General features: G+C 70.9%; 10 protein-coding genes and 1 pseudogene. 6 read left to right on the plus strand and 5 right to left on the minus strand.

Annotation, left to right across the window (positions count from 1 at the left end; translation table 11 throughout):
• Together ACQKIP_RS24590 and ACQKIP_RS24595 are read left to right on the plus strand one after the other, a co-directional pair.
• Positions 1-345, plus strand: a pseudogene (locus ACQKIP_RS24590) (ubiquinol-cytochrome c reductase cytochrome b subunit); the annotation flags it as partial.
• Positions 346-373: 28 nt separating this feature from the next.
• Complete coding sequence (locus tag ACQKIP_RS24595) at positions 374-1234, plus strand: metallophosphoesterase family protein (RefSeq protein WP_365855468.1); 861 nt, start codon at positions 374-376, stop codon at positions 1232-1234.
• On the opposite strand, the gene ACQKIP_RS24600 is transcribed toward ACQKIP_RS24595, so the two are convergent.
• From ACQKIP_RS24600 to ACQKIP_RS24620, 5 genes are all read right to left on the minus strand, one after another.
• Positions 1235-3445 carry a terpene synthase family protein gene (locus ACQKIP_RS24600; RefSeq protein ID WP_365855466.1) on the minus strand — a complete coding sequence of 737 codons (2211 nt, stop codon included), beginning with the start codon at positions 3443-3445 and terminating at the stop codon, positions 1235-1237.
• A gap of 100 nt (positions 3446-3545) precedes the next feature.
• Complete coding sequence (locus ACQKIP_RS24605; RefSeq protein WP_365855464.1) at positions 3546-5114, minus strand: AbgT family transporter; 1569 nt, start codon at positions 5112-5114, stop codon at positions 3546-3548.
• Between the two features lie 82 nt (positions 5115-5196).
• A complete protein-coding gene (locus ACQKIP_RS24610; RefSeq protein WP_365855462.1) occupies positions 5197-6153 on the minus strand; it encodes an alpha/beta hydrolase family esterase in 957 nt (318 codons plus the stop codon).
• Positions 6154-6241: 88 nt separating this feature from the next.
• Positions 6242-7030: a creatininase family protein gene (locus tag ACQKIP_RS24615; protein WP_365855460.1), complete on the minus strand. Its 789-nt coding sequence runs from the start codon at positions 7028-7030 to the stop codon at positions 6242-6244.
• Complete coding sequence (locus ACQKIP_RS24620) at positions 7027-7722, minus strand: FadR/GntR family transcriptional regulator (RefSeq protein ID WP_365855458.1); 696 nt, start codon at positions 7720-7722, stop codon at positions 7027-7029. The genes ACQKIP_RS24615 and ACQKIP_RS24620 overlap by 4 nt, the downstream gene beginning before the upstream one ends.
• Positions 7723-7840: 118 nt before the next feature.
• Here ACQKIP_RS24620 and ACQKIP_RS24625 point away from each other — a divergent pair, with 118 nt between their 5' ends.
• The 4 genes from ACQKIP_RS24625 (at position 7841) to ACQKIP_RS24640 (ending at position 13179) form a co-directional block, all read left to right on the plus strand.
• Positions 7841-9100, plus strand: coding sequence for an alpha-L-fucosidase (locus tag ACQKIP_RS24625; RefSeq protein ID WP_365855813.1), 1260 nt, complete (start codon positions 7841-7843; stop codon positions 9098-9100).
• A gap of 100 nt (positions 9101-9200) precedes the next feature.
• The gene (locus ACQKIP_RS24630; RefSeq protein WP_365855456.1) at positions 9201-11138 is read left to right on the plus strand and encodes a beta-N-acetylhexosaminidase family protein; all 1938 of its coding nucleotides are present in this window, start codon (positions 9201-9203) and stop codon (positions 11136-11138) included.
• A 152-nt stretch (positions 11139-11290) separates the two neighbouring features.
• Positions 11291-12184 carry a TetR/AcrR family transcriptional regulator gene (locus tag ACQKIP_RS24635; protein WP_365855454.1) on the plus strand — a complete coding sequence of 298 codons (894 nt, stop codon included), beginning with the start codon at positions 11291-11293 and terminating at the stop codon, positions 12182-12184.
• 98 nt (positions 12185-12282) lie between these two features.
• On the plus strand, positions 12283-13179 hold the full coding sequence (locus ACQKIP_RS24640) for a 3-keto-5-aminohexanoate cleavage protein (protein WP_361185197.1): 897 nt from the start codon (positions 12283-12285) through the stop codon (positions 13177-13179).
• The last annotated feature ends 26 nt before the right edge of the window (positions 13180-13205 follow it).

Raw genomic sequence — 13205 nt, forward strand, 5'->3', positions numbered from 1 at the left:
GTGACACACCGGTGGTGCATGGGGTTGCAGCGCCGCGACCGCGAGAAGGTGCTGCACGGCCGCGAGAGCGGCACGATCAAACGCCTGCCGCACGGGGAGTACGTGGAAGTGCATGTGCCGCTGTCGCAAAGCGAGTTGTACCGGCTGACCGCGCACGAGCAGCCCAAGCCGTACGAGATCGGCCCGGTGGTCGACGCACACGGCGTGGCACGCAAGGTCAGCCGGGGCGAGAAGCTCCGGGCGCGCCTCGGACGTGCCATGTTCGGGCCGTCGGCGCAGATACCCAAGGCGACCCCCGAGGAGTATCTGGAGATCCAGCACGGCGGCAGCGAAACACACCACTGACGTCCGATCCCGCGGTTAGCCTCACGGAGTGACACAAGTACCGGTCAAAAAACCGAAGTTGTACGCCATCAGCGACCTGCACGTCGCTTACGCCGACAACCGCACGTTCCTGGAATCCCTGCGCCCGCAGACCGACGAGGACTGGCTGATCGTCGCGGGAGACACCGCCGAGCGCATGGCCGACATCGAATGGGCGCTGCGCACCCTCACCGAACGCTTCGCCAAAGTGGTGTGGACGCCGGGCAACCACGAACTGTGGACGCCCCGCGACGACCCGGTCCAGCTGCGCGGCGAGGAGCGCTACCGCCATCTCGTCGACCTGTGCCGCTCCCTGGGCGCCGTGACCCCCGAGGACCCCTACCCCGTGTGGCGCGGCGAGGGCGGTCCGGCCACCGTGGCACCGCTGTTCCTGCTCTACGACTACACGTTCCGCCCCGAAGGCACCTACGCGAAGCGGGACGCCCTCGAGGCGGCGCACAAGGCGGGCATCGTCTGCACCGACGAGGTGCTCCTGCACCCCGACCCCTATCCCGGCCTCGACGACTGGTGCCGCGCCCGCGTCGCGGCCACCGAGGAGATGCTCGCCCGGCGCACGCCCGGCATCCCCACGGTCCTGGTCAACCACTGGCCGCTGGTGCGCGACCCCACCCGGATCCTGACCTACCCCGAATTCGCGCTGTGGTGCGGCACCGAACTGACCGCCGACTGGCACGTGAAGTACGGGGCGGCGGCGGTCGTCTACGGCCATCTGCACATCCCCCGCACCACCTGGCACGACGGCGTCCGCTTCCAGGAGGTCTCGGTCGGCTACCCGCGCGAGTGGCGCCGCGAGCGGCACCCCGACCCGCGGCTGCGCCAGATCCTGCCGCAGCCGCGGAACACCGGGTGATCAGCAGGGCCGGGACAGCGGCTCCCGCAGCCACTCCGGGCGCAGCGCCGCCATGCCGAGGCCCGACGGGGTGCGCAGTGGGCCGTGCGTCAGATGTTCCTCGCGGTAGCGGCGGCAGTCGCGGTGCCAGGTGTGGATGCCGGTCATCCAGTTCTCCAGCTCGCGCACATAGCCGTCGAGGATGTCCCGCGTCTCCTGCGGCAGCCTTAAGTCGTCGTACAGGACCGGCAGTTCGTGGGCGACGACATGGCGGAACTGGCTCAGCCGCGATTTCATCAGGTCGTCGATGATGCCGAGGGCCGTCGGATAGTCGCAGCCGAAGAAGCTCTGCACGACGAGGATGCCGTTGTGGAGCTCGCCCTCGTACTCGATCTCCTTCTGGTACGAGAAGACGTCGTTCATCAGGGCCGCGTAGTCGCCTGCCGCGTTCTCCAGGCTCTGGATAGGCCCCGTGCGGTAGACCTCCCGCGGGACCCGCGGACCGTGGCCCAGGCGGCACAGGCTCGTCGTCAGCGGGGTGCCGAAGGTGAGGCGGCGCATCTCGATGTAGTCGACGGGATCGGGGATGCGGTTCTGCGCCTGGTTGTCCAGCTCCCAGAGCCAGGCGGCCGTCATGACCTCGACGGAGGTGCGCAGCGTGCGGCGCGCCTCCCGGTCCATCGGCGCCGCCGTGCGCACCCACAGGTCCGCGAGGCCACGCTCCAGGGCGCTCGCGGGCAGCGGCATGCCGTCGAGGTCCAGCGGCATGAAGAGCGAGAGCCGGTCGTTGCAGAGCGCCGCTCCCGCGAGATCGCGCGGCCTGCCGAACACCGCCGGGAAGTAGTCGTCCCCGTACGTGCCCCACGTCAGCCAGTGCGAGCTGAGGTCGAGGGCTTCGGGATCCGCGTCGGGGTGAATGCCCGCCGCGCAGAGCGGGAAGTCGAAGCCGTACAGCTTGTGCGCGTCCCAGACGCCGGAACCCGGCACTCCGGGCTGCGGTACGAGCATGCCCATCCGGTCGGCCCACTCCACGGTGCGGGGGCGGGCCGCCGCCAGATGGGGCGAGAGCCGCGCCTCGCACGGCAGGTCGAAGTCCGGGAGCCGGGAAGGCCCCACCCGCTGGAAGGGCACGTGCGTGTGGTTGCGCAGCCGCTTCGCGCCCGTGGCGGCGATCAGCGCCTTGATCCCGGCGGCCGACGTGCCGGGGCCGGTGGGTCCGGCCAGCGGCGACAGGGCGGCGCCGCCCTGGTTCATGTACCGGCTGGAGACCATGTGCCACTCGTGCCCGCCGGACTGCCAGTCCTGAAGGCCCTTGGCGTACGCGAGGACGTCCGCGCACTCCTTCGCGGACAGCCCGCTGCGGACGAAGAGCGGCCCGAGTTCGGTGAGCGCCGTGTTCTCGAACTGCTGCATCCGCGAGGTGAGCAGGTCGTTCACGGCGTCCGCCGCCTCCTGCGTGGTGCAGTGCAGGAACGTCTCCAGGACAAGCACACCGTTGGAGAGCTCCCCCTCCTCCTCGATCTCCCGCTGGTACGAGAAGAGGTCGTTGCGCAGGTGGACGGCGTCGGAGAACGACTCCTTCAGGACCCGCAGCGGCCTGGAACCGGCGACGGCCGCGGGGACCTCCGCGCCCGTCGCGTACTCGACGAGCCCCGCCGACCAGGGCGCTCCGCCCACCTTGCGGCGCATCTCGATGTACTCGACGGGGTTCGCGATCCGGCCCTCGTCGATGTTCGAGAGCTCCCACAGCGATTCGTTGAGCAGATTCTCGGTGCTCTCGGCGAACCGGGCCCGCCAGTCCCGCGACATGTGCGGCACCGTGCGCGCCCACAAATCCGCGAGCCCCGCCTCGACCGGATTGCGCGGCTCGGGGACGGGCGCCGACAGGTCCATCGGCATGAAGGCGGGCAGCCGGTCGAGATAGGCCTTGCCGCCCTCGCGGTCCCGGGTCCGCTTGAACAGGTCGAGGAAGTGGTCGTCGAAGAAGAACACCCACACGTACCAGTCGGTGATCAGGGACAGCGCGGGACCGTCGCAGTCCGGGTGGGTGTACGCGCACAGCAGGGCGTAGTCATGGGCGTCCAGGTCCCGTTGCTCCCAGACGCCCGACCCCTCCAGCATCCCCATGTCACGCGCCCACGTCCCGGAGTGCTCCCTGGCCTCTTCCACATGGGGGTTGAGGCTCGCGGGGTGCGCCAGATAGAAGGCGGGCAGTTCGAAGGGCTGCGGCATACGGCGTTCTCCTCGCGCGGTGGCTTACGGGCAGCGGAGCACTACCCGCGGGAGGCAAGCCGATGCGGCCGGTGCCGCGGCGTCACACCATCGCGTGACGTCAGCGCACTGGTGCGCCCGGGCCGAGCGGGATGCCGAGCGCCCACCAGGCGAGGAAGAGCAGCGTCCAGGCCGCGGTCATTGCCACGGCGAGCGGCAGCGTGTACGAGGCGAGCGTGCCGAGCCCCGCCGACTTGCGGTACCGCTGGAGGAAGCCGAGCGCCATCACGAAGTACGGGCTCATGGGCGTGATGGCCGTCGAACCGGAGTCGGCGATGCGGAACAGCGCCTGCGTGGTCTCGGCCGGGACGTCCACGAGCATCAGCATCGGTACGAGGACGGGCGCGGCCAGGGCCCACATCGCGGACCCGCTGGTGACCATGACGTTCACGACGGTCAGGAGCAGCAGGATGAGCAGGAACACGAACACGATGGGCAGTTGGCTGTGTTCGAGCAGCTCGGCGGCCTTGACGGCGAGGACGTCGCCGATGTGGGTCCAGTCGAAGTAGGCGAGGAACTGGGCGATCGCGAAGAACAGGACGAGCACCGGAGCCATCTGCTTGACGCCCTCGACCATCAGCTTCGGCACGTCGCCCGCCTTGCGCACGGACCCCGAGCGGAGCCCGTAGACGACGCCCACGAGCGCGAAGAGGAAGCCGACGATCGCCGCGATGCCGTCCAGGAGCGGTGACTCGACGATGCTTCCGCCCTCGCCGCGCAGGGGCGAGGAGACCGGCACGACGGCCGCGGTGAGGGCGGCGACGGCCACCAGGAAGGAGAGGCCGGCCCGGCGCAGGGCCGAGCGCTCGCGGTCGCTGAGGCTGAGCGCGTCGATGTCGTCGAGATCGGCGTCCGGGTCAGCGTCGAGGTCGGGACGCTTGCTCAGGACGAAGCGCGTCACGAGGGTGATGACGGCGGCGAGCAGGAGCGAGGAGGCGATGTTGAAGAACCAGTTGCTCAGCGGCGAGACGTACGCGTCGTCGCCGCCCGCGATCTTCGCGGCCGCCGTGGTGATCCCCGCGAAGATCGCGTCGTTCGGCGTCGGCACGGGACTGGCGTCGTAGCCGGACGCGATCGACGTGTAGGCGACGACGATGCCGAGCACGGGGGAGCGGCCCACGGCACGGAAGGCGAGCCCGCCGAGCGGTACGAGGATGACGTAGGCGGCGGCCGAGGCGACATGGGAGACGGTGCCCGCGAAGGCGACCGCGAAGACCACCCAGGAGGCGGGCACCCGGGAGACGCCGACCTTCATCAACGCGGCCAGGAATCCGCTGCGTTCGGCGACGGCAACGCCCATGATGACCACGACGATGGTCGCCATCGGCGGGAACGCGGCGAAGTTCTCGATCATCGTCGAGACGGCCATCGCGAGCCCGTCCCCGCTGAGCAGGCTCTGCACGGAGACGTGCTTGCCGTCACCGGGCGCGATGACGGAGACGTCGAACCCGGCGAGCACCGCACTGATCACGGCGAGGATGCCGGAGAGGATCCAGAACAGCCAGAAGGGGTGCGGCAGCGCGTTCCCGGCACGTTCGACGACGGCCATCGCGCGGATGAGGCGGGGGAGCGGGGGACCTTCGGGCGGTGGGGGTGGCGCGTCCGGCAGGGCAGGGGTCGGGGAGGACATGGCGGCGGCTCCGCTGGGGATGGGTGGTGGTGGCGGGAGGGGACGGGGTGCGGCTGGGCGCGCGGGGGAGCGGGGTGGTGACTCAGCGCAGGTGGTGGCGGCGCAGGAAGTTCCACAGGACCTCGTGGGCCTCGATGCTCTGGGTGGTCTTGCCGCCGCCGCTGTAGCTGTCGGCGCCGGGCCAGGTGTGGCCGCCGTCCGTGACGGCCACATGGCGGACCTCGGCGCCGTCCTTGCAGCCGGTCCAGCGGGACTCGGTGATGTCCGGGGCGGTCGCGCGGTCCGGGGTGCGGGTGCGGCAGCCGTTCAGGGCGGCCCTGGCGGTGAGCCAGTCATGGAGTGCGGGCAGGCCCCGGTCGGGGTCACCGCCGTACGGGATGGTGGCGTCCCCCGTGCCGTGGAAATCGATGACCGGGACCGGGCGCGAAGGGCGGCAGTTCTCGCCGGTGCCGGGATAGAACGCCCCGGCGACGGGGGCGATGGCGGCGATGCGGTCGGCCATCCGGCAGGCGAGGAGCGCGGTGAACCCGGCGCCATTGGACTTCCCGGTGGCGTACACCCGCCGCTCGTCCACGCACAGTTGGGCCTGGAGCGAGTCCAGCAGATCACCCGTGAACGCCACGTCGTCGACGCCGGGCGCGGCGTACGGAGCGCCCTGCCATGCCTGCCGCTGCCCGTCACCGGTGCCGACGACGCCTTCCGGGTACGCGACGATCGCGGGCAGCGTCGACAGCTTGCTGAACTCCTCGGTGCCGCTGCCGGTGTTGCCCCGCCCGTGGAAGGCGAGGACGACGGGCCACTGCCGGTCGCCGCTGTACCCCTTGGGCAGATGCAGCTGGTAGGTGCGGGCCAGACCGCCGCTGGTGAGGGTATGCGGGGCGGTGGTGCCGGGCGGCTGGGGGCTGTCCTGCCGGCAGCCGGGGGCGGTGGTCTTCGCGTACGAGGTCGTTGCGTACGAAGGAGAGGTCAGGCTCGCCCCCGTGAGCAGGGTGAGTCCGGCGATGACAGAGGCGGCCGTGCGGGACAGTGCGCGTTTCAAGGCAGGCTCCTTCCGCCGGCGGCGCGGGGAGCGCCGACGGCTGAGGGTGAGGGTGAGGGGGAAGGCAGGGAGGTGAGGTGACGGAGCGTCAGCCGGTGGTGTCCAGCCACTCCTTGGCGAAGGTGACGATGCGGTGGACCGCGGCGTCGACGATCGCGCGGCCGTCCTCGGGCGTGGCGCGGCGCGGATCGCCGAGTACGCCGTTGGGGCTGAGCCGGTCGTACGGCACGGTCAGGGCGGGGTGGCCGCCGCGGCGTGCGAGTCGGGAGAGCGGGTCGAGGTCGTCCCGGCGGACGGAGCCGGGGGCGAGGCGGTCGGTGTGCACCAACTCCGGTGCGAGATACAGCATCTGGGCGGTCTCCGCCTCCCCGCTGTGCCCGTGCACCTCGCTGGGCCGCATGGCGGCGACGGCGTCCGGTGCGAGGGTGGTCAGCGGGGTCCAGGCGAACCGCAGGCCGGGGTGGGTGACGAGCAGGTCCTGCGCGACGGTGCTCAGCGTGGCGTTGTTGCCGCCGTGCCCGGTGATCACGAGCACGTCCCGCCAGCCGTGCCGGTGCAGGCTGTCGACGTAGTCACGGACGAGCGCGGCAAGGGTGCCCGTCGACAGGCTGACCGTGCCCGCGAACGCCAGATGGTGCGGCGAGACCCCGATGCCGAGCGAGGGCCCGATGACGGCACGCCCGGCGAGCTGCGCGGCGACCAGGTCGGCGACGTGCTCGGCCCGGATGGTGTCGGTGGCGAGCGGCATGCCGGGCCCGTGCTGCTCGAAGGCGCCCGCGGGAATGATGACGAGCGGGCTCGCACGGACCGCTTCGGCGGCCTCGACGGTGGTCATCTCGGCCAGGTGGTGGGGGAGTTGGCCGGGGGTGTCGTTCATCGGGAGCCCTCCCCGGGGAAGTCCGCCGCGAGTACCGCGTCGCGGATCGCCGTCAGATGTTCGCGGGTGAGGCGCTCCGCCGCCGCCGCGTCGCCGGACCGTACCGCCTCGTAGATCTCCACGTGCTCGGCGTGGTCGCGCTCGCGGTCGTTGTAGCGGTGCCGGATCTCCACCTGCTCGCGCGCCCGCACGTACAGCAGGGCTTCGACCGCTTCCCTGAGCAGCGTGTTGCCGCTGGCCTCGGCGAGCGCCACGTGGAAGTGCACGGACTGGCGCAGGGACTCCTCGGGCGGGAGCAGGGCGTTGCCGGTGGCGAGGGACAGCTGCCGGATCCCCTCCTTGGCCCCGGAGCGCGCGGCGGCCGCCGCGATCGCCGGTTCCAGGACCAGACGGGCCCCGACCAGTTCGAGGACCGAGGCGCGGTCGCTGCGCGGCTGATGCGGGTTGGCCAGGAGCCTGCGGTCCACTCCGGGGCCCACGTACGTCCCTGAACCGTGCCGGAACTCCACGACCCCGGTGGCCTCCAGCCTGCGCAGCGCCTCGCGCACGGTCGGTGTGGTGACCTCGAAGCGGCGGGCCAGCTCGCGGGAGGAGGCAAGCGCGTCGCCGGGGGTGAGGCGTTCGGTGCGGATGATCTCGACTATGTCGTCCGCCAGGCGCTCGGACAGGGAGGGTTGACTGCCGTAACTCATGAAGTGAATAAATCACTTGGTCTCTAGGCCGGTCAATGGTCGTGACACGGCCAACCGGAATTTGCCTTCCGACGCCCCCTTGTACATGCCATCTTTCTCGACCTAGCCTGCTCGCGTGATTCAGCCGTGGTTCACGGACGCCAAGCTCGGGATCTTCCTCCACTGGGGCATTTACAGCGTGGACGGAGTGGCCGAGTCGTGGTCCTTCTTCGACGACCGGGTGCCCTACGACCGCTACATGGCGCAGCTCGAAGGCTTCACCGCCTCCGCGTACGACCCCGCGGCCTGGGCCGATCTCTTCGTCCGCGCGGGCGCCCGCTACGCGGTCCTCACCGCCAAACACCACGACGGGGTCGCCCTCTGGGACACGGCGGCGAACGACCTCTCCGTCGTCAAGCGCACTCCTGCGGGCCGCGACCTCATCACGCCGTACGTCACCGCCCTGCGCGCCCGCGGCATCAAGGTCGGCCTGTACTACTCGCACCTGGACTGGTCCCACCCCGACTACGCGACCGTGCGCCCCGAAGGGCAGGACCCCGCCGAGCGCGGCAACCCCTACTCCATGCCTGCCGCCGGCGAGGAATCCGAAAAGAGGTGGGCGGACTTCCTCGCCTTCCACCGCGTACAGGTGCGGGAACTCCTCGAACGCTTCGAACCGGATCTGCTGTGGTTCGACGGCGAGTGGGAGCGCAGTCCGCAGCAGTGGCGGATGGCGGAACTCGCCGAGGAGATCCGCACGCTCTGCCCGCACACCGTCGTCAACGGCCGCCTCACCGGGCACGGCGACTACGCGACCCCCGAGCAGGGCGTACCGATCGAACCCCCCGACCAGCCATGGGAGTTGTGCCTCACCGTCAACGACTCCTGGGGCTACCAGCCGCAGGACACCCGCCACAAGTCGCCGCGTCAGCTCGTCCGCATCTTCGCCGAGACCATCTCTGGCGGCGGCAATCTGCTCCTCGACGTCGGCCCGAAGGAGGACGGCACGCTGCTCCCCGAGCAGGTAGAGCGCCTCGAAGCCCTCGGGGAGTGGACGTCGCGGCACGCCGACGCGGTCCACGGCACGGGACGCGGGCTTCCGCACGGCCACTTCTACGGCCCGTCGACGCTCTCCGCCGACCGCCGCACCCTCTATCTGTTCCTCTTCGACCGGCCCAACGAATACGTGGTGCTGCGGGGCGTGCGCAACGGCGTGACGTCCGCCCGGGTGCTCGGCACGGACACCGCCGCCCGGCACGAGCGGGTCGGCGGCCTCGGTGACGTACCCGGCTGGGAGTACGTGCATCTCACCGACGACCAACTCGATCCGCTGTGCACGGTCATCGCCCTGGAACTCGACGGCGTCCTCGACCTGTACCGGGAGCACACGCGGGACTAGCCGCCGCTCCCCGCATCAGTAACCGCACCCCTACCCCCACCCCGATACCCCCACCCCGAAGTGCCCGAAGTGCCCGAAGTCCCGATGTCCGGAGGCCCCCATGCCCCGCACCACTCGCGCTCTCAGACCTCGAACGGCGCTCCTCGCGCTGGCCGTCCTGGCGATCCCGCTGGCGCCCTCTGCTGCCGCCGCGCCTGTGCCGGCGCAGGAGGACACGGCGGCCCGCAGGCTCCCCGTCGTCTCGCCGACCCCGCAGCACATGGCCCGCGCGGGTGACGACGTGCGGCTGCCGCGGCGCGCGGAACTCGTCGTCACGGACGACACGGACAAGGCGGCCCGCGAGCGCGTCACCGAGACGCTGCGCGCCCACGGGGTGCGCGACATCGACGTACGCGCGAAGGCGTCGGGCCGTGCCCCGCTGACCGTTCTGCTCGGCCCGGCCGCCCGGCCCGACATCGCGAAGGCACTCGGCGGGACGGAGGTGCCGCAACAGGCCGAGGGGTACGCGCTGCGGGTCAAGCACCGCACCGTCGCGCTCGGCGGCAAGGACGCGACCGGGCAGTTCTACGCGGCGCAGACGCTCGGCCAGCTCATCGCGCACGGGCGAATAGCGGGTGCGGAGGTCTCCGACTACCCGGCCATGCCGCTGCGCGGCAGCATCGAAGGGTTCTACGGCCCGCCCTGGACCGAGGCCGAACGCCTCGACCAGATGGATTTCCTGGGCGACACCAAGGCCAACACATATGTCTACGCGCCCAAGGACGACCCCTACCACCGCGAGAAGTGGCGCGAGCCCTATCCGGCGGACAAGCTCGCCGAACTCGGCAAGCTGATCGACCGCGCGAGCGCCAACCACGTGCGCTTCACGTTCGCTCTCTCGCCGGGCGGCTCCATCTGTTACTCGGACCCGGCGGACGTCAAGGCGCTGACGGCGAAGCTCCAGGCGATGTACGACCTGGGGGTGCGGTCCTTCTCGGTGCCGCTCGACGACATCAGCTACACCAAGTGGAACTGCGACGGCGACAAGGCGAAGTACGGCGAGCCGGGCCGCGGTCCCGCTGCGAAGGCGCAGGTGGGTCTCCTCAACACCATCCAGCGGGACTTCATCGCCCAGCACGAGGACGCCAATCCGCTGCAAATGGTGCCGACCGAGTACGGGGATCTCACGGACACCGCGTACAAGCAGACCATGCGGGCCGAGCTCGACGGCGCGGTCGAGGTGATGTGGACGGGCACGGACGTGGTCCCGCCGGAGATCACCAACTCCCAGGCGCAGAAGGCCGCCGAGCTCTTCGGGCGCAAGGTTTTTGTCTGGGACAACTACCCCGTCAACGACTTCGCGCGTACGGCGGGACGGCTCCTGCTCGCGCCCTACGACAAGCGTGAGCCGGGCCTGTCCGGCCATCTCAGCGGCATCGTGTCCAACCCGATGAACCAGGAGGGGGCCAGCAAGCTCGCCGTCTTCACCATGAACGACTTCTCCTGGAACGACCGGGGATACGAGCGGGCGCGGTCGGGACGGCAGGCGGCGCTGTATCTCACCGGGGGCGATGCGCGGGTCGCCGACGCGGTGCAGACCTTCGTGGACCTCAACCACGCGGCGCCGACCTTCGGCGAGTCCAACTGGCAGCCGCAGTCACCCGTGCTCGGGCCGAAGCTGGACGCCTTCTGGAAGCGGTACGAGAGTGACCCCGCCGGAGCGGTGCGGGAGCTGCGGCCCACCGCCAGGGAGATCGGGAAGGTCCCTGCGGTGCTGCGCTCCGGGGTGCCGGACAAGCAGTTCCTCCATGACTCGAAGCAGTGGCTGGACGCGACGGAGCTGTGGGGATCCGCGCTTGAGCACGGCCTTGCGGCGCTGTCCCTCGCGGGGGAGGGGGACGACGCGGGGGCGGCGCGGGAACGCGCGGCGATGGAGTCCCTGGCCCAGCAGGCGCGGGCGATCACCGTGGACCCGGCCGAGCACCACCAGCACGGCCAGGTAAAGATCGCCGACCCGTACCTGGACGAGTTCGTCAAGGGGGTCCAGGACCGGACCTGACCTCTGCGGGCGACACCCGCTGCCGGGGTGCTGATGTGGCAGGGCGTTGCGATAACTGAGACGTCAGTCAGGATCGCAATTCACGAGGTGGAGGCGGAAAAGCTCACCTCGTGGATTGCGATCAGCGCAACGCCCAGGTAGCGTGACCGCCCATGCAGCAAGACCCCGAGGTCGCGGACAGGGTCCGCAAGGTCATCGCCGACGCCGGAGCGACCCAGCGCGAATTCGCCCGGCGCATCGTGATGGACCCCTCCAAGCTCTCCCGCTCGCTCGGCGGCACCCGCCGCTTCACCGCGGCCGAGCTGGCCCGCATCGCGGACACCGGCGGGGTGGACGCGGGCTGGCTCCTGGGCACCAGTGCGCAGGACCGGGCCCGGGACGTGGCATCCCCGCCCCGCCGTGACCGCGCCCCCGCAGCCCCGACGGAAGGCGGCCGCCCCCTCCAGATCGTCCGCGAGACCGTACGGCTCGTGGCCGAGCGCGGTTTCCACGCCGTACGCGTCGCGGACATCGCCGAGGCGTGCGCCACGAGCACCGCCGCCATCCACTACCACTTCCCCGGCCGCGACGACCTCCTCGAAGCCGCCGTCCGCTGGTGCATGGACGAGGACACCGCCCGCCGCGCGGCCCGCGTCGCCGACGCGGCGGACGCCGCCGACGAGCTGCGCCAGCTTGTCGAGCTCCAGATCCCCCGCACTCCGCAGCAGCGCTGGCAGTGGAGCGTGTGGCTGGACCTGTGGGCGGAGGCGGCGCGCTCCACCGCCGTGGGACGGCTGCACGCCGACTACTACCGGCAGTGGCGCGCGACGGTCGCCGACGTCATCCGGCGCGGTGTCGACCAGGGCGTGTTCCGCCTCGTCGACCCGCAGTCGGCGGCCCTGCGGCTCACCGCACTGATCGACGGCCTCGCCACCCAGGTGCTCGCCACCACCCCCGCTGCGGACGGGGCCACCCCCGGCGCGGACGGTGCCACCACCCCCGACGACATGCATGAGGCGCTGCTCGTGTACGTGGACGCGACGCTGACCGCCGAGCCCGGCGCGTAGCCCCGTACGCAGGCACTCGTACGCACAGACCCGCCGTCACGCACAGACCCGTAATAAAGAAGCACCACCAACACCCCACCCCAGAGGGAGAGTTCACCATGCCCGTGAACCAAGACGTCATCATCACCGCGGCCCTCACCGGCGCGGGCGACACCGTGCGCAAGAGCCCCCACGTCCCGGTCACACCCGAGCAGATAGCCACCTCCGCGGTGGAGGCCGCCGAGGCGGGCGCCGCCGTCGTGCACATCCACGTGCGTGACCCCGAGACCGGCGACCCCTCGCGCGACCCCCGCCTGTACCGCGAGGTCGTCGAGCGCATCAAGGAGACCGGCACCGACGTCGTCATCAACCTGACGGCGGGCATGGGCGGCGACCTGGTCATCGACCCGGTCCAGCCGCTGAAGGAGCTCGGCGAGCTGCCCGGCACCGACCTCGTCGGCGGCATCGACCGCCTCCCGCACGTCGAGGACCTGCTGCCCGACATCTGCACCCTGGACTGCGGCTCCCTCAACTTCGGCGACAACCTCTACATCTCCACCCCCGACATGCTGCGCCAGGGCGCCAAGCGCATCCAGGAGCTTGGCGTACGGCCGGAGTTGGAGATCTTCGACACCGGCCAGCTGTGGTTCGCCAAGCAGCTGCTCGCCGAAGGCCTGCTCGACAACCCCACCGTCTTCCAGCTCTGCATGGGCATCCCGTGGGGCGCGCCGGCCGACCCGGGCGTCCTCCAGTCCATGGTCAACATGCTTCCCGAGGGCGCCCAGTGGGCCAGCTTCGCGCTCGGCCGCATGCAGATGCCGTGGGTCGCCCAGTCCATCCTGCTCGGCGGCCAGGTCCGCGTCGGCCTGGAGGACAACCTCTACCTCGGCAAGGGCAACAAGGTCTCCAACGCCCAACTCGTCGAGCGCGCCGTGCAGATCACCGAAAACCTCGGCTCGCGCGTCGCCACGCCGGACGAGGCCCGGCAGAAGCTCGGCCTCAAGCCCCGCGCCTGACTTACCCCCCCCACGACGAGTAGGAC

Source organism: Streptomyces sp. NPDC059900, from assembly GCF_050270335.1.
Lineage (GTDB): Bacteria > Actinomycetota > Actinomycetes > Streptomycetales > Streptomycetaceae > Streptomyces.

Bases quoted from the DNA above. Each gene is read 5' to 3' on its own strand.
- ACQKIP_RS24640 (WP_361185197.1), top strand. From the start codon at position 12,283: ATGCCCGTGAACCAAGACGTCATCATCACCGCGGCCCTCACCGGCGCG.
- ACQKIP_RS24620 (WP_365855458.1), bottom strand. From the start codon at position 7,722: ATGAGTTACGGCAGTCAACCCTCCCTGTCCGAGCGCCTGGCGGACGAC.
- ACQKIP_RS24615 (WP_365855460.1), bottom strand. From the start codon at position 7,030: ATGAACGACACCCCCGGCCAACTCCCCCACCACCTGGCCGAGATGACC.
- ACQKIP_RS24600 (WP_365855466.1), bottom strand. From the start codon at position 3,445: ATGCCGCAGCCCTTCGAACTGCCCGCCTTCTATCTGGCGCACCCCGCG.
- ACQKIP_RS24605 (WP_365855464.1), bottom strand. From the start codon at position 5,114: ATGTCCTCCCCGACCCCTGCCCTGCCGGACGCGCCACCCCCACCGCCC.
- ACQKIP_RS24630 (WP_365855456.1), top strand. From the start codon at position 9,201: ATGCCCCGCACCACTCGCGCTCTCAGACCTCGAACGGCGCTCCTCGCG.
- ACQKIP_RS24635 (WP_365855454.1), top strand. From the start codon at position 11,291: ATGCAGCAAGACCCCGAGGTCGCGGACAGGGTCCGCAAGGTCATCGCC.